Origin of the sequence: Acinetobacter sp. YH12235 (assembly GCF_013417705.1) — a bacterium.
Taxonomy (GTDB): domain Bacteria; phylum Pseudomonadota; class Gammaproteobacteria; order Pseudomonadales; family Moraxellaceae; genus Acinetobacter.
The window spans coordinates 1-17,064 of record NZ_VPDL01000018.1 but is presented as its reverse complement, the minus strand read 5'-3'; the positions used below and the strand labels follow the sequence as shown (position 1 = coordinate 17,064).

The 17,064-nt window shown below is 44.1% G+C and carries 12 protein-coding genes and 8 tRNA genes; 14 read left to right on the top strand and 6 right to left on the bottom strand.

Annotation, left to right across the window (positions count from 1 at the left end; all coding sequences use genetic code 11):
- Positions 1-90: 90 nt before the first annotated feature.
- From FTV13_RS10400 to FTV13_RS10360, 9 genes are all read left to right on the top strand, one after another.
- Positions 91-166 (top strand) — tRNA-Val (locus tag FTV13_RS10400).
- Positions 167-196: 30 nt separating this feature from the next.
- Positions 197-273: transfer RNA gene (locus FTV13_RS10395), tRNA-Asp, on the top strand.
- Positions 274-322: 49 nt separating this feature from the next.
- Positions 323-399 (top strand) — tRNA-Asp (locus FTV13_RS10390).
- Between the two features lie 21 nt (positions 400-420).
- A tRNA-Val gene (locus FTV13_RS10385) sits at positions 421-496 on the top strand.
- Positions 497-509: 13 nt separating this feature from the next.
- Positions 510-586, top strand: a tRNA-Asp gene (locus FTV13_RS10380).
- Positions 587-616: 30 nt separating this feature from the next.
- A tRNA-Val gene (locus tag FTV13_RS10375) sits at positions 617-692 on the top strand.
- 23 nt (positions 693-715) lie between these two features.
- Positions 716-792 (top strand) — tRNA-Asp (locus FTV13_RS10370).
- Positions 793-889: 97 nt separating this feature from the next.
- Positions 890-965, top strand: a tRNA-Val gene (locus tag FTV13_RS10365).
- 70 nt (positions 966-1,035) lie between these two features.
- On the top strand, positions 1,036-1,497 hold the full coding sequence (locus tag FTV13_RS10360; RefSeq protein ID WP_004784968.1) for a DUF2750 domain-containing protein: 462 nt from the start codon (positions 1,036-1,038) through the stop codon (positions 1,495-1,497).
- A 17-nt stretch (positions 1,498-1,514) separates the two neighbouring features.
- Here FTV13_RS10360 and FTV13_RS10355 read toward each other — a convergent pair whose 3' ends face one another.
- From FTV13_RS10355 to yccS, 4 genes are all read right to left on the bottom strand, one after another.
- A complete protein-coding gene (locus FTV13_RS10355; protein WP_180012021.1) occupies positions 1,515-2,309 on the bottom strand; it encodes a YdcF family protein in 795 nt (264 codons plus the stop codon).
- Between the two features lie 97 nt (positions 2,310-2,406).
- Positions 2,407-5,109 carry a sulfite reductase flavoprotein subunit alpha gene (locus FTV13_RS10350; protein WP_180011982.1) on the bottom strand — a complete coding sequence of 901 codons (2,703 nt, stop codon included), beginning with the start codon at positions 5,107-5,109 and terminating at the stop codon, positions 2,407-2,409.
- 184 nt (positions 5,110-5,293) lie between these two features.
- A complete protein-coding gene (locus FTV13_RS10345) occupies positions 5,294-5,854 on the bottom strand; it encodes a YcxB family protein (RefSeq protein WP_004784963.1) in 561 nt (186 codons plus the stop codon).
- Between the two features lie 85 nt (positions 5,855-5,939).
- Positions 5,940-8,114, bottom strand: coding sequence for a YccS family putative transporter (yccS, locus tag FTV13_RS10340; RefSeq protein ID WP_180011980.1), 2,175 nt, complete (start codon positions 8,112-8,114; stop codon positions 5,940-5,942).
- 145 nt (positions 8,115-8,259) lie between these two features.
- Between yccS and FTV13_RS10335 the strand changes: the two genes are divergently transcribed.
- Positions 8,260-9,471 carry a multidrug effflux MFS transporter gene (locus FTV13_RS10335; protein ID WP_159123380.1) on the top strand — a complete coding sequence of 404 codons (1,212 nt, stop codon included), beginning with the start codon at positions 8,260-8,262 and terminating at the stop codon, positions 9,469-9,471.
- A gap of 79 nt (positions 9,472-9,550) precedes the next feature.
- Here the strand turns inward: FTV13_RS10335 and FTV13_RS10330 are convergent, their stop codons facing one another.
- Positions 9,551-10,258 (bottom strand): nitroreductase, encoded by a 708-nt coding sequence (locus tag FTV13_RS10330; RefSeq protein WP_180011978.1) that lies wholly within the window; start codon positions 10,256-10,258, stop codon positions 9,551-9,553.
- A 926-nt stretch (positions 10,259-11,184) separates the two neighbouring features.
- On the opposite strand from FTV13_RS10330, the gene gltS reads away from it, so the two are divergent.
- Together gltS and FTV13_RS10320 are read left to right on the top strand one after the other, a co-directional pair.
- Positions 11,185-12,423, top strand: a complete 1,239-nt coding sequence (gltS, locus tag FTV13_RS10325; protein ID WP_004784955.1) for a sodium/glutamate symporter — start codon at positions 11,185-11,187, stop codon at positions 12,421-12,423.
- A gap of 42 nt (positions 12,424-12,465) precedes the next feature.
- Positions 12,466-13,941, top strand: a complete 1,476-nt coding sequence (locus FTV13_RS10320) for a sodium:alanine symporter family protein (protein ID WP_180011976.1) — start codon at positions 12,466-12,468, stop codon at positions 13,939-13,941.
- A 52-nt stretch (positions 13,942-13,993) separates the two neighbouring features.
- Here FTV13_RS10320 and chrA read toward each other — a convergent pair whose 3' ends face one another.
- Positions 13,994-15,208: a chromate efflux transporter gene (chrA, locus tag FTV13_RS10315; protein WP_180011974.1), complete on the bottom strand. Its 1,215-nt coding sequence runs from the start codon at positions 15,206-15,208 to the stop codon at positions 13,994-13,996.
- 121 nt (positions 15,209-15,329) lie between these two features.
- On the opposite strand from chrA, the gene FTV13_RS10310 reads away from it, so the two are divergent.
- Both FTV13_RS10310 and FTV13_RS10305 read left to right on the top strand, forming a co-directional pair.
- Positions 15,330-16,325, top strand: coding sequence for a patatin-like phospholipase family protein (locus FTV13_RS10310; protein ID WP_159123384.1), 996 nt, complete (start codon positions 15,330-15,332; stop codon positions 16,323-16,325).
- A gap of 333 nt (positions 16,326-16,658) precedes the next feature.
- Positions 16,659-16,835, top strand: a complete 177-nt coding sequence (locus tag FTV13_RS10305) for a hypothetical protein (protein ID WP_162835329.1) — start codon at positions 16,659-16,661, stop codon at positions 16,833-16,835.
- Positions 16,836-17,064 lie beyond the last annotated feature (229 nt).

Sequence of the window (17,064 nt, the reverse complement as noted above, 5' to 3'; positions counted from 1 at the left end):
CGAAAAAGCAGAAAACAGTCAGAAAAGCGTTTGACAGTCTGTGAAGATTCTCTATAATGCACCTCATCAAGCGATGAAGTCGATTTGAAAGGGCGCTTAGCTCAGTTGGTAGAGCGTCTGCCTTACAAGCAGAATGTCGGCGGTTCGATCCCGTCAGCGCCCACCAAGCTTCTTTCAAAGTTGAGACACTTATAGTGCAGCGGTAGTTCAGTTGGTTAGAATACCGGCCTGTCACGCCGGGGGTCGCGGGTTCGAGTCCCGTCCGCTGCGCCACTTTAAGTTCTTGATAAATCGTTTGCCACAATAGCGACATTGTGTAAGTGCAGCGGTAGTTCAGTTGGTTAGAATACCGGCCTGTCACGCCGGGGGTCGCGGGTTCGAGTCCCGTCCGCTGCGCCATTTACATGATAGACCTTTTGAGGGCGCTTAGCTCAGTTGGTAGAGCGTCTGCCTTACAAGCAGAATGTCGGCGGTTCGATCCCGTCAGCGCCCACCAGATTTTTTGTGATGCAGCGGTAGTTCAGTTGGTTAGAATACCGGCCTGTCACGCCGGGGGTCGCGGGTTCGAGTCCCGTCCGCTGCGCCATCCTAAGAATCAAACAGTTTGACCCTTTAAGGGCGCTTAGCTCAGTTGGTAGAGCGTCTGCCTTACAAGCAGAATGTCGGCGGTTCGATCCCGTCAGCGCCCACCATATCTTCTAAAGATATACGCGATGCAGCGGTAGTTCAGTTGGTTAGAATACCGGCCTGTCACGCCGGGGGTCGCGGGTTCGAGTCCCGTCCGCTGCGCCATTTTTCATTCCCTGATGTGGAAAATGTGTTTCAAAATTCAAGACTACGCGCTTCGCTTGTCTTGCATCATAAAATAGCACTGCTATTTTATTCTTCAGGGCGCTTAGCTCAGTTGGTAGAGCGTCTGCCTTACAAGCAGAATGTCGGCGGTTCGATCCCGTCAGCGCCCACCATATCTTTCTTGCCTAAATCCTGAATATTTCATAGAATTCGAAGTCTATAATAATTTGAAGATTTCAGACTATGAGAAATCCATATCAGCGCAAGGCAGCGATCAAATCGCAAAATACCGCCTACGATCCGCTACAAGTTTATAAAAATTTTATTGAAGCTATTGTTGCCCAAGGTGGCATTTTTGCACTTTACCAAGAGGGCTGGGCTTTATGTGCCACGCCGACAGGACAGCGTGCTTTCGCGACCTGGCAAAGCAAAGGTCTGGCCAGACTACTCATTAAAGATAACTGGGCCAATTACCAGATTCAGGAAATTACCCTCAAAGATTTTGTTGAAAAGGTCATTCCTTTCTTACGTCAGGAAAGCACTATTGTGTCATTGGATCTGACACCGGAAGGGCAGAATATTCTGGTCGCGCCTGAAAAACTTTTGCTGGATCTTAAAAATTACCTGTATCAGGTCTATGTACAGAAACCTGAACTATTCAAAAATCCAGCGATTCCTTCGCCAAGGCATATCCGTTTAAATTAATTTAATGCTTAAGTCACTTATTCAGATAGTGAATATTCATTGAGCAACCAGCCACTCAAAAAGGCAAAATATTCTCTTAACCAGGAGTTATAGCGCAGATAAAGAGGAGTGCTGGCACTCAAACTAATCACTTGCGGATAACCTTGGTGTCTGGCAATGGCGCGTGCACGGGGACTATGAAAATCACTGGTTGCAATCGCAATCGGATCATTTTGACTTATATTTTGTTGTTCCAATATTACTTGAGAATACATCAGGTTTTGAGCAGTACTTCTGCTTCGATCTTCAAGTTGAATGGGGTTGATGAGTTCTGGATAGGTAGTGTTAATATAGTGCTGCATGACTTCAGCTTCACTTTGCCTTTCCCGATAATTACGCCCACCTGTCATAATCACTAAAGTATCTGGATAGTGTGCTGCATATTTTGCCGCGGTATCCAGACGGCTTTTTAAGATGGGTGAGGGCTGTCCATTCGTAATCCCGCTGCCTAAAACCAGAATAGCGGCAGGAGGTTGTGTAGATTCATTTGTACGAATAGACATCTGGATATAAGCAAAGAAGATTACGACACTGATCATCCATAGTAGAAATCCGGCCCAGAGGCTATTCCAGAACCAGATTCTAAATCTGGAATGCTGTTTCCAGCGTTGAATGCCTGAAAAGAGCAGAGCATACAGGATCAGTGCTACGCTAATGAAAATTGGCAAAAGAACACCGAAATGTCTTTGTCCCTGACTTATTAACCAGAGGCTGTTTATGCCAAGGATCAAACCAAAGATCAGGCTGAGACTTCGTTTAAGTTGGCTGGATATTTGGATACTCATATTTTTATTAATCTTTTTATCTTTTCTTCTATCTTATTAATAAAAAACCGGGCATGAAGCCCGGTCTTTTATAGATCAGCTGATCTTAATATACATCACGACGATAACGACCATCCAGACGTAATTGATCCACTGTGCTTTCACCGAGAATTTCAATCAGAGCCTGATCGACATCGCTGGCCATGCCATTAATGCTACCACACACATAAATCACGGCGCCTTGAGCGACCCAGAGTTTCAATTCTTCAGCTTGCTCACGCAATTTATGATGCACATAAACTTTTTCCTGCTGGTCACGAGAGAAAGCAAGGTCCAGTCGTTTTAATGTACCCATTTGCAGCCAGGCCTGAATGGTTTCTTCAAAGAAGAAATCATGGGCACGCTGACGTTCACCAAAGATGAGCCAGTTCTGAGTATAGTCCTGACGGTTACGCGCACTCAGCAAGCTCATCAAACCTGCGATCCCCGTACCATTACCAATACAGATAATCGGACGGTTATCTGCAATCAGATGGAAAGATTGATTCTTGCGAATACGCAGGGCAATCGGTGAATTTAGGGCAGTATGCTGTGTTAACCAGCCTGAGCCCAGACCTAACTGGCCTTGTGCATCAGATTGCTGACGCACGACCAGACGTAGCACTTGCTGACTTGGAATACTGGCGATTGAATATTCACGTGTAGCAAGAGTTGGTAATTGCTGTAACAGCTCATCTACTGAATCAAAAGGATCAACCTGAGTCAAATCACGATTCCAAAGTGCCTGTTCGATACTTTGCTTCAGAGAAGGCACTTGTGTACCCGCGGCAATACGGTATTTCTCTATAAATGCACGGATACGTTCAGGGCTGTTTCCTGGCTGGATTTCGGCAATATCACCTGCCTGCCAGACGGCTTCATGCTGTGGAACCAGTTCAATATTGAACGCAGGCGCACCAAGACTGTCTGGATTCAGCAATTCACGTTTGCTCAAAGTCCATTGATCGAAGGTTTTATCGATACCCATATCCTGCAATTCAAACTGGGTCACATGGGCAAGGGCATTGGTCCATTGCTGGATATGCTCATTATTGGCATTATCCACTTCAATGGTCTTGAAGAGCTGCTTGGCACCACTCTGTTGTAACCACTGGTCGATCCGATGACCAAAGCTGCAATAGGTATCAGGATATTCCTGGGAGCCTAGAGCCAAAACTGCATAATTGAGATGATTAAGATCCGCTTTGGCAGACAAAATTTTCTTTTCAAAAGAGGAGGCTAGGTCAGGTGCTTCACCTGTGCCATAAGTACTGGCTACAAATAGAACCTGTTCTGCCTGTTGCAGATCTTCAAGGCTTAGTTGCTGTACTGCTTTAACGCTGACAGGTTGACGTGCTTCCTGTAAGGCAGTAGCTGTGCGCCATGCCAGTTGTTCAGAGACACCCGTTTGTGAAGCATACGCAATCAGCCAAGGCTTGGCATTTGGATCCAGAGGCAGGGCAGTTGCCCCTTGGCGTGCAGCCAGAGTAAGTTTTTTCTGCTTACGACGTTTCAGATAGAGCATCCAGCCGGTCACGAAGAACAATGGCATTAATAATGCAGCAATCATGACCAGGAACTGGTAAATAGGACCAAAAAAGCTGCCACGGTGCACAGGTAACATACTGCTCATGATTTTTTCATTGAGCTTTTTATCTTCATAGAGCTGGACTTCGGTAAATTCAGCACTGCGATAATTATAAGTCGCATTGTTGCGGGCACGTTCATGTTGTGCCACAGGGTCAACAAAACTCAACTGCATTTCACCATCCGGTTTTTTCGGCAGGTTAAATGTCACAGTCGAATATTTACCTGCGAATTGAGTTCTGAAGCCAGTCCAGCTCTGATCCAGCGCACGTAAAATACTTTCTGGACTCATGCCAGCTTCTTCAAGGCTTTCACCACGTTGTCCGCGTTCACCACGAGGTCCACGTTCGCCATCTGGACGACCTTCGGCACGCATTTCACCTTCACCGCGAGGTCCACGTTCACCACCTTGGCGACCTTCACCTCGCATTTCACCATCGCCACGTTGTCCGCGTTCACCACGTGGCCCACCTTCGCCGCGACCGCCATTGGCCTGCATTTCTGGTTGTGGACGTTCTACGCCCAGAACTTTATACATACCATCACGCCACCAGCCATAAGACCAGGTAAGACCGGTACAAGCCAGAATCAGGTAGAAAATTACCACCCAGGTACCCACCACTGCATGCAGATCCCAGATAAAGTTACGGCCTTTCAGTTGCGGCTTCACTGCCAGCCATTGCTTGATCGAATGACGTTTTGGCCAGCGTAAATACAGGCCAGACAAGACGAAAAAGATCAGCATCAGGGTACAGGCACCGGTAATCTGCTTACCGACGGGTCCTACAGTCAAATTACGATGTAGTTGCTGTACAAACTGGAAGAATTCACGGCCTTTAATTTCAGGTAAGACTTCAGCCGTATAGGGGTTGACCATCATGTTATAACCACGACGTGCTCCCTCTTTTACAATATTGACCGTACTGGATGCACTTGGATCCTGTGCCACGGTAATACTGTTAATTTTCATTTCAGGGTTTTGGGTCTGGAAATGTTGATACAGTTGGGCAGGGCTAAGCTTGTCTCGCTCTTGAACCTGTACAGTATAACTGTCGCTATTCATCCATTTTAAGATTTGCGGCTCATAAGAATAAATAGCACCCGTGACTCCCATAATTGAGAGAATCAAACCTGCAGTAATCCCCAGAAACCAGTGGATTTGGAAAAATGTCTTTTTAAACATGATGGTCAGATTTATGGTGGTATGTGTAAAAGTAGGCAAATTATAACTGAAGAATTAGAACAAATTATAGATTATGATGATAATATTTATTCTCATTATCATTTGTGTCGATGAGTTGGATAAAAGGTAGACGTAAAAAAACCTCCATGTCGAAACAGGAGGTCTTTCAAAACCGGGATATATCTTAGATTTCTTTTGGTGCGCCCACTTCTTCTTGCAGATGCTTGCGAATGGTCGCGAAAGAGAAGTTTTTACTGTCTAAACGTTTAGGCAGGATATAAGCACCTTGCTGACCTTTGACTTTAAAATTGATCAGCATGAATTCCGGCGTGTTATACCATTCATAGATGTCTTTCCAGCCAATAGCACCTACACCTTCCTGCATGCCCATTTTTTGGCGCATCACGATACCATGCGGTTGCACGCCCAGACGGATGCCTTTAATTTCCTGTACCGGAAATTCATTCATCTTGCGTTTAACATACCATTCCAGACCGAAAGTACGGATCAGGTAATACAATACTACACAGACAATCGCCACCCAGCAGATGACAGTCGAGTAGTTCTTGATCAGGATAATTCCCAAAATAGATAAGGCAACAATAGCACCCATGATCAGCCAGGCTTTCATGCCAATTTTATTGGTACTACGCCAGATCATCAGCTGAGCATGACGCTGCTCAGCTTCTGAAATTTCATAGTTCACAGGCTGTAAGGTATAAGCGTATAAATTTTTCGCGGTCATAATGAAATTAACAGATTTAAAACTGTAAAAAGTTTAGCATTAATTGTGCTGATTCAGTGAGTATATTGTTCCAAAATCGGCCAAATTATAATGAAGCCAATTCAGTGGCCTGTTCATCACGTTCGTGACTTAAACTTTGCTTTAACTGACTCAATTGCTTCAAGATACTAAACATTAAAGACAGTTGCTGCAAAATGATCAATGGTTTCTGGTCTTCTTCCTGCTGTTGTGACAGACGCTGACGGATATTCTGGATCATATTCTGGGTGCTTAGGTCAGGGACTTCATCATAGAGCAGGGCACCACGAATATTTTCTAGGGCTTGATCCAGCAAGTCCAGCACATCCTGATCCTGAATTTTTTCACGATGCGCACCCAGCGCGGCAATATAACTGATAAAAGTATGATTCAGGCACAGGAACTCGAAAGCCTGTGATTTTTGCACAGGATCAAAATCAGGTTCGGTGGCCAAAGTCGAGATCAGGGAAGCCACTTCAGCATCCGTATTATGGGCTGCACGACGTACTACGCGATAGGTCAGACCATTATTCCGTCCAGATTTATACTGTTCAATCACTTCACTCAAGTAGTCACATTCTGCCTGCAGGCTACGGCTAATGCTGCGCGGCAAGCGACGGAATTTCCAATCCGGGAAGATAAAGCTCACGCCAAACCAGGCAATCGCACAGCCAATCAGGGTATCAATCATACGGGGGATAGCTGCGGCAAAGCCCATACCGTCCAAGTTAAAGTTGATCAGGGCCAGAATGGTAATGAAGGCAGTGGCCTGTGCATACTGTTTACTACGTAATTCAAAGAACAGAATTCCACTCAAAATTAACAGTAATAATTGCCCTTCAACGGAAGGAATGAAGTACAAAATGGCATATCCCAAAAGAATACCTGCCAATGTTCCTACGATGCGTAAACGTAAGCGGCGTTTGGTGGCATTGAAGTTAGGTTGGCTGACAAAAAGCGCAGTTAGTAGAATCCAGTAGCCATATTGAATATCGGTCAGCTGGACAATGATATAACTGATCAGCAGCACAATCGACAGGCGAATAGCATGACGGAACAACACGGATTCAGGCGTCAAATGCTGCTTGACCCGAATCTTGATATCTTCCCAGCCTTTCAGGTCGTCATCTTTGAGCTGGTTTTCAATATGTTTAGCACGATCAAATTTGATATTACGTTCAGTTTCCAGGTTGCGTAACTGCGCATCAATGGATTTCAGATTCTGGAATAAAGCAAATAGGGCATTGATCCAGACCTGATCATACTGCTGTTCTGTACGCAATTTTTCCAGGGACAATCTCAGGTTTTCAAAGGCATGTTTGAAGCGTTTATTATGTTTATAGGTTTTGCGCTGCTGAATGCTTTCACTCAGGTCTTTACAGGCTTTGCCCTGAATCGACAGGATGCGCTGAAAACGGAACAAAACGTCGCTGTGTTCAAAAATCTTGGCCAGTTTCTGATAATCAATATGCGCAGAATCGGCACGCTCGTGAATATCTTGCGCTACAAAATAGTATTGCAGGCTACGACGAGTATCTTTCTGACCCCGGTCACCTTTCAGGCGGGTCAGAAGGACAGTCTTCATTTCATTAAAAATTGAAATCAGTTTGCCATTTTCCAGTGACAGCTCGATCATGCTTTGCTGATAACTTTTTGCCGTCATATCGACATCGAACAGATTCGATTTGGCATACAGGAAATCACCCAATGAGGCATAGCATTTGGCCAGATTATCCTGTGCACGTCGCGCAGGAAACAGTAGAAAGCTCAGGGTCGACAAAAAGCCATACCAGACCGCACCAATCAGCAGCAAGCTTGCCTGCTGATACCATCCATCAAAAAGTTCAACCCCCAGCATGGAATAGACAGAAATCACCAGACAGCCATAGGAAATCGTGGCATAACGCCGGCCGAGAGAGCCAAGCAGAATCAGGACAATACAAGAAACAATGAGGGCAGAAGCAAACAGCAGCGGATAAGGAAATAACAGATAGACTGCCACTGCGGTAATGAAGAAGCCTAAATAGGTATAGAACAGATTCAGGATACGTACGGAAAAGCGGTCATCAATATCGCTTAAACCTGCGGCCACCACTCCAAGGGTGAGTGGAATAGTCATTAACTGCTGTCCCATGAAATAGGGAACAAAGGCAGTGCCTGCAAAAGCGATCAGCATACGCAGGTTATACATCAGGGTCGTGTTATAAGTCGCGTGCTTAAGACGATTGAGCCAAGATTTCAACGGTGATCCTTTCTCTTGCAGTCTTTGCTGCAAAGCTGAATATACATATGAGAAAAAGTATATTTATAACTTTTAATTTCCATGTAAATCATACTATGCGCTATGTTAATTTGTCTGCCTACTGCGCATTAAAATCTTTAATTACATGAACTCCAATACGACAGCACCACGACCTTATGCCATGTCCTGGATTATTTTGCTGGCTTCACTGACTGCACTTGGTCCTTTATCCATTGATATGTATCTCTCTGCCTTGCCAGAAATGGCAGCGGATTTTGGTGTCAGTACCCAGATGGTCTCCAATAGTCTGCCAGCTTATTTCCTTGGACTGGCGGTTGGGCAGTTGCTATATGGCCCGATCAGTGACCGGATTGGACGTAAGCCACCGCTTTATTTTGGATTGAGTCTGTATATTCTGGCCAGCCTGTTATGTATGTTTGCACAGAATGAATGGAGCCTGATTGCAGCACGGGTATTACAAGCCTTAGGAGGATGTGTAGGAGTCGTGGTTGCCCGAGCAACCATTCGTGATCGGCTGGATATGCAGGCGGCTGCCCAGGCCTTTGCCAGCATGATGATTGTAACGACCATTGCACCGATTATTGCGCCAAGTCTCGGCGCATGGGTACTGATGTTCTTTGAGTGGAATATTATTTTCTTGGTGCTGATGGGCTGTGGTTTGTTTAGTCTGGTCTGTGTGCATTTTTTCTTTCAGGAAACCTTGCCCCCGGAACGCCGTCTTAAACTGAATTTGCAACAGGTATTGAGTTTATACCGAACCATTTTTCAGGATGAAAGTTTCAGACGACCGATGCTGGTGGGCTGTTTTTCTGGGGCGGTGATGTTCTGCTATATCAGCGCTTCTTCAGCCATTCTGATGGATCATTATCATCTCACTGAACAGCAGTTTGCTTATGCTTTCGGGGGGAATGCCGTTGGAATCATGCTGTTCTCGACCCTGAATAAGCATCTGGCTCAATATCTTTCAGTATTAAGTCGTTTAAAACTAGGTGCTTCTTTACAGGGAATCGGTGTCCTGGCTTTACTGGTTTTAGGCTATCTGAATATTGAATCTGTTGTCCTAGTTATGGCGGCCTTATTTGTCGTTGTGGCCTCGATTGGTTTTGTGGGACCGAATGCGATGGCGCTGGCCATGGCAGAGCAGGGCGCGCGTGCGGGAACCGCCAGTGCGATCATGGGCAGTATGCAATTTGCCTGCGGTTTGTTGGGTGGGGTTTTGCTGAACTTTATGCTGTGGGATGCTTTATTCAATATGGCCTTGGTAATGGCGATCTTTGTAGTTATAGCCTTTAGATCTGTATTGAAATTAGAACTGCCTAGAGTTAAACAGAAATAAGGAGCTGCAAGAACTCTATATCTCTGTCAGACAATCCAAGCAGCTCAAAGTTGATGCTTGGATCATGGCTTATCAAATCTTATTCATCTACAAAAACGGCAAATTCCTCTACCGGGACACGTGGGGTGATAAAGGTATTTACGATATGGTCTGGATCTGCATAGCCTAGTGACATGCCACAGACCAGCTCTTCATCTTCACCTGCTCCCAGTACATCTAGCACAATGCTATGAAAATGATTCCAGGCAGCCTGCGGACAGGTATCCAGACCACGTGCCTTGGCAGCCAGCATCACGTTTTGAATCATCATGGAAATATCCATTTTTGAACCTACGCCCAAATCTTTATGTAAGGTGAAGAATAGCCCCACTGGTGCATTAAACAGTTCAAAATTACGCAGGTTCTGGCGCGCCATTTTTTCTTTTTCGCCTTTCTGGATATTCAGCAAACCATATAAGCCCCAGCCATTTTCACGGCGTCGGTCGATATAAGGAGAGAACCATTGTTCGGGATAATAGGCAAAGGTTTCTTTATATTGCTCGGCCAGTGCCGGATTCTGGTAAAGCTCCATTTGCGCCTGACAGACACGCTGCACCAGCTCATCACGCTTTTTCCCTGTCAGCACATATACTTTCCATGGCTGGGTATTGGTCCCTGAAGGGGCGCGGCTGGCCACAGTCAAAATGTCTTTGAGCATGCCGGTACTGACCGGCGTATCCAGAAAAGCACGAACCGAATGCCGGGAAGTAATGGTTTGATCTACAGCATGAACGAGGTTTTGATCCATTCTAATTTCCAATCTCATATCCTTAATGATGGTGAACTGACTATAAACCAAACAAACTCTGTCGGGCAGGGGGAATTTTAGTTTCACAGTGAATTATGATGATTAATAAAAATCACATGAATGAGAATGCACTTAAGAGATATAGAAGTTATATAAATAGCCTAAGAAATTTATTGAATGCTTAAACAAAACTCCTTCTAAAAATGCAACCGATATTTTAGATGCTGATATCTTGAGCAATTAACATCGATGGCTGGAACTAAAAGGAAAGTTAAGAACAAAATAGAATGATTAAAATTCAATCTTAAAAATAAAATTAAATATCCGTTTTTACGTTCAATTAATATTTTATTTCGATTAAAATTTGGGGGTAGTAAACTATAAAAAATAAGAAGTTATAATTATTTTTTATATATTCACTAACTATAGTTAATAAAAAACAATAAAACTTTATACAAAGAAACAGCATAATGTGCGACTTTTCAGTTGAATACATGCATTTTGAAGAAATAATGAAGATTGCATGGTCAAGCTCTATTTGAAATATCTTATTGCAAATGACTTGATGAACTCAGTTAGGTTAAAAGCACTCATGCAGCAATTCATGCTGGTTGAGAAGTAAAAAATATAGGCTGGATGTTATCGCTATGAGTTGCACGCTTAGATGAATTTATGCATCTGGCGTAGCTTATGCAATCAGCAAAAGGCTGTTTTTCGCTTTTATAAATCTCTCACTGAATATGATCATCACGATGATATTCATAAGTTTGAAACAGATGCGGAATGCTTTGTTGATTCTAAAGGCGATGGATGAATGAAGTAGATGACAATTACATGGGGTAATGTAAGGTTTTCTTCTGTGGAAATGAATCGCAACACGACTTTTAGAATGACAAAAATTCAGAACCATCTTGGACAAAAAAATTATGGATTTTACTTTTAACGCATTTTATACCCTGATCGCTGCAGTAATTGTGCTATTACTGGGCCGGTTTCTGGTAGATAAAATCGATTTTCTAAAACGTTACAACATTCCTGAACCTGTCGCAGGTGGTTTGGTTGCAGCGGTTATCTCTCTGCTGGTTCATTCGTTCTGGGGCTACAGCATTACCACGAGCGCGGAACTGCAAACCAGTTTTATGCTGATTTTCTTTGCTTCGATCGGTCTGAGTGCGAACTTCGCTAAATTACGCGAAGGCGGGATCGGACTGGTGATCTTCCTGGTTGCCATCTCAACATTTATTGCCCTACAAAATGCAGTGGGTATGGGCTTGGCAAGTTTACTGGGTATTGATCCTCTGATCGGTCTGATTGCCGGTTCGATTACCTTGACTGGTGGACACGGTACTGCTGGCGCCTGGGGTGAAATTATGGAAGTTGAGCATGGTATTCAGGGGGCTTTGGCGCTCGGTATGGCAAGTGCGACCTTCGGTCTGATTATTGGGGGAATTATCGGTGGGCCTTTGGCGAAACTGTTGATTAACCGTCATAATCTTGCTGTGGCACGTACCGATCAGCAGATCGAAAAACGTGACAACACGCCAATGGACAGCACGACAGATGAATATGTGCAATTTGAATATCCACATCGTGTCCGTCTGATCACTGCCGATAATGCCATTACCACACTTGGTCTGTTTGCAGGCTGTCTAGCATTTGCGGAGCTGATGACTGGCTTCAGTAAAGATACAGTATTTGAACTGCCAACATTTGTATGGGCACTGGCAGGCGGCGTGATTCTGCGTAACGTGCTGGAAGGTATCCTGAAAATCCAGATCTTCGACCGTGCGATTGATGTGTTTGGTAATGCTTCATTGTCGCTTTATCTGGCCATGGCGTTGCTGTCATTAAAACTATGGCAACTGGCGGATCTTGCAGGACCATTGATGGTGATTCTCGGTGCACAGACCTTGACCATGGCTTTATATGCAGCATTTGTCACTTTCCGGGTAATGGGCAAAAACTATGATGCCGCAGTACTGGCTGCAGGTCACTGTGGTTTCGGGATGGGTGCAACCCCAACGGCAGTCGCCAATATGCAGGCGATTACCAATATGTATGGTGCATCGCATAAAGCTTTCCTGATCGTTCCATTATGTGGTGCTTTCTTCGTTGACTTGATTAATGCCACGATCATCCAGATGATCTTGAAATTTTTCGTCTAATTTTAGGCTTGATAATGAGTCATAAGCTCATAAGGATATGACATGAATGATCAGCTAAATGAAACCTTACTGGGCTGGGTTGATGCCTTAAATGGTCCACTCTGGGACTTTTTAGTGGTGTTCCTGGTCGCTGTTGGTATTTGCTATACGATCATGACCGGTGCAGTACAGATCCGTTTATTCTGGCACAGTATCAAAGTCATGAAACGCAGCCGTAGCAAGGTCGATGATGACCATGGTATTACGCCGTTTCAGGCCTTTGTTACAGGCCTGGCCAGCCGGGTCGGTGTGGGTAATGTTGCAGGCGTCGCCATTGCGATTGCTGTCGGTGGTCCAGGTGCTGTGTTCTGGATGTGGTTTACTGCATTTCTGGGAATGAGTTCTGCTTTTGTAGAATCCTCATTAGCACAGTTATTTAAAGTTCGTGATAACAAGAACCAGCAATTCCGCGGTGGACCTGCCTATTACATCACTCAGGGTCTTAAACAGAAATGGCTGGGAATTGTCTTTGCAATTGCGCTGATTACGACTTACGGCTTTGTGTTCAATGCCGTGCAGGCCAATGCGATTACTGGTGCAACCTCACATGCCTGGGGCTGGAATGAAGCCAATCTGATGTTGCCATTAGGTGGTTTCGATCTGGAAGTTTCCTGGATTGGTCTGGTCTTGGTCTTGATTACGGCCATGATTATTTTTGGCGGGATCAAACGGATTGCAAAAGTTGCTGAAGGGGTGGTCCCTTTCATGGCAGTTCTTTATCTGGGTGTAGCTTTATATATCGCCGTCATCAATTACGATATGTTGCCGTCTATTTTTCAGCTGATCTTTAGCAAAGCATTTGAGTTTGAAGCAGCTGCAGGCGGTTTCTTCGGTGCCATGATCTCGATGGCCATGATGATGGGGATTAAGCGCGGTTTATTTTCGAATGAAGCGGGGATGGGTTCAGCACCGAATGCGGCGGCTGCCTCTGACGTGAAACATCCGGTGAATCAGGGTCTGGTTCAAATGCTTGGCGTATTTGTAGATACCTTCGTTGTGTGTTCATGTACCGCTATCGTGATTCTGGTTTCTGGCCTATATGAAAATGCCGGTTTTGAAGGCGTGACCTTGACCCAGATGGCGCTTGAAAGCCAGATTGGTGCTTGGGGCGATGACTTCCTGGCCTTGATTCTGTTCCTGTTTGCCTATTCTTCTATCATTGGTAACTATGCCTATGCAGAAGGAAATATTCAGTTCATCAATAATAACAGCAAGGTCATGTTTATTTTCCGGTTGCTGGTATTGTTTATGGTGTATTTCGGCTCGATTGCTAGTGTGCCGTTGATCTGGAATATGGCGGACCTGTTCATGGGTGTCATGGCCAGTATTAACCTGATTGCGATTGTGCTGCTGATGCCATTTATTTTGATGCTGCTCAAGGACTATACCGGTCAGCTGAAACGTGGCATCGAGCAACCAGAGTTTAAGCTCGATGATCATCCGAAATTTAAAGATAAAGTTAAATCAGATATCTGGTAAGACTTGAGCAAAAGCCCCGACTGGTTCGGGGCTTTTTTATGGGTTTAAATGGTTAGAATGACACAAAATTAAGATAGCTTTGATATAGGATAAATCCGGCAATCAGGCTGAACCAGACTGGTAATTTCGAGCGTAACAGTAGAATCATCACGATGACAAAAACCAGATCAGACCAGAAACGAAAATATGCCTGAGAGAGATCAATCAGCAAATATAAAAGTAGTCCGACCACTGCCGCATTAATCCCGCTTACCGCCTGAAAAATAATACGTTGCTGCATTAACCATGACCAATAAGGCAAAGTAGCAAAAATCAGAAAAAACGAAGGCAGGAAAATGGCACAGGTTGCTAACAGTGCATTAATCCAGGATGAACCTGTCCAAGGCAACAGAGCACCGACATAGCTGGAAAAACTAAATAATGGACCCGGCATCAATTGGGCAAATGCATAACCTAGATCGAAAGATTGGGGCGAAAGTAAATTGGTCGCCACAAAGTCCTGATGCAGCAAAGGCAGAATGACATGCCCGCCACCAAAGACCAATGAGCCAGTTTGATAGAAATCAGCAAAAAATGCGAGTTCAGGCCAAGAACCAGATTTGACTAGTATAGGAATCAGAAAAAATGGTAATAAAAATGCGATGAACCAGTAAGGTGCATGACGTGGCCGAATATAGCTTGAGTGAATGGTAGATGAATTTGAAGCAGGCTTATTTTCCTGAGGAGAATTGGAAAATTTTGCCATTATGAGGCCAAAAACTGCCCCTAAAATAATGACCAGTAGCTGGTTCAAACTGATACTAATGAAGCTCAGAATCAGGACGGAAATGAAGACCAGTACATATTGCCAGATGCTCTTGCAGAAGCTATTGAGCATTTGCCAGAATGCCCAGACGATTACAGAAAAAACGATCAATTGAATGCTATGAAAGCTGTTTGAGTTTAGAATATGGAAATAGTACTGACCAAGTACGGCGATCAAGCTCATCAAAAGCGCTGAAGGTAAGGTAAACCCAAGCCAGGCCATGAATGCTCCAGCATAACCCCTTTGCAGATAGCCAATTGAAAGGCCTACCTGGCTGCTGCTTGGGCCGGGCAAAAGCTGCGCTAATGCAACCAGCTGACCATATTGTGTCGCATTTAACCACTGTAACTGGTCGACAAATTTACGGTGAAAAAACACCAGATGCGCTGCCGGTCCACCGAATGCCATACAGCCCAGTTGCAGGAAAGTGAGAAAGATCCGGTACAGTGAAGGTGTATTCATACAGTGGCTGAAAATTGAAAGACATTAGTGCAACTGTATGACAGTTTTACGAAATTCTACAGATTATTTAAGCATGTGTTTATACACTATGCTGCTTTAACAAAATGAGGACGTGCTCTGCATGCAGAAATATGTACTGAGTATATTGGCGATGACAATGGTAGGTTTGAGCGGCTGCCAAACGACATCCGGTTTTAATCCATCTAACTCTAGTCATATCAAATCTGCCAGTTCAGTAGCAGAAGCCCAGGCACGTCCAAACCAGATCAATTTCCGCAAGATCAAGCAAACAGAAAACCGTCCGGTGATTGCACTCGTTCTTGGCAGTGGCGGTGCGCGTGGCTATGCGCATATCGGTGCAATTGAAGTATTGGAGCAGGCAGGCATACAACCTGACTTTATTGTGGGAACCAGTGCTGGCAGTATCGTAGGTTCCATTTATGCCAGTGGTAAACCAGCGATTGAACTGCGTAATATTGCATTAAGCATGAAAGCCACTGATGTTCGCGACATCAAGCTAGACCGCAAAGGCTTTTTTGATGGCAAAAAAGTTGAAAATTATGTGAATTTACAGGTTGATCAGACGCCTCTGCAAGCCATGAAAATCCCGATGTTTGTGGTAGCCACAGCCTTGAAAGAGGGCAAGCGCGTAGTTTTTAATTATGGTAATACCGGTCAGGCAGTGCGTGCATCCGTTTCTATTCCAAGCATGTTTATTCCGACTGTTATCCAGAAAAAGGAATATGTGGATGGAGGGCTGGTCAGTCCGGTGCCGGTCAAAGTGGCTCGTGAGTTGGGCGCTGATATTGTGATTGCTGTCGATATTCTGGCACAGCCGATCCATACCGAAACCACCAATGTCTGGGGCCTATTCAACCAGAACATCAATATCATGCAGCAACGTCTAGCTTCTGAGGAACTGCAATACGCCGATGTAGTGATTCAACCAGACTTACGCGAAAAAGGTCATATCTTTGACGTGCGTGGCAGGGAGTTGACCATGGATGCTGGGATTGAGGCGGCTAAACTCAAGCTACCAGAAATTGCTCAGGTCTATCAGAAGCATAATTATAGTCAAGGTCATCAGATTCCATTGCTCTTGGCTCAGCAACAATAGTTTGTTCTAAGATTTTGAATAAAGTATTTATTTTTCAAATAGATGTATAAAGATATTCACCACTTTCCTCATATAGGTGAAAAGCGGCTCATTTTTGCTCATCGTTTTTAGAGATGAGCTGATGTTTTCTACCTATTGAAAGTCACTTAAAGCCCAAGTTTTAATGGGAAATAAATCTTTGAATTATAAAAATATAGTGATTTTATGAAAATATTTTAAGGCTATTTTTTGATTTTAACAAAATTATTCACAGACTTAAGTTAAACAACTGTTCAAAAGCTTAGAAGATCATGACAGAATAAAAATCGACAGATTAATAAATGTAAAAGCCATATGAATCACATCGAAATTGGCCAGCAAGTCACATTAGCTCAGTTTGAAAATACGATTTTTACTGTAACTAAAGTTCATCCCGATGGTTCTTTTACCGTTGAAACTATATTGCATGGCCAGCAGACTTTAAGTTATGAGAATGTGGCGCGAGAAATGTTGAGGCAGGTGCCTGCTTAATTCGAGGTTATTTTTTGTTAATACATGCAGTTTTCTTAAACCGAGTTCTGCATGCTTAATAGAAAATTTCTTCATTGCAGTGCATTGATTCAAGAAAATACTTTAGGGTCTGTTGAGAATTACCGAGAGTTAATTAAACTCGCGCACAATTGAATCATGGCTTCAAAACTCGTATCTGTTTTACAACTACGCATCGCTATACGTTTAAATTCTTTTAACTTACAGAAAT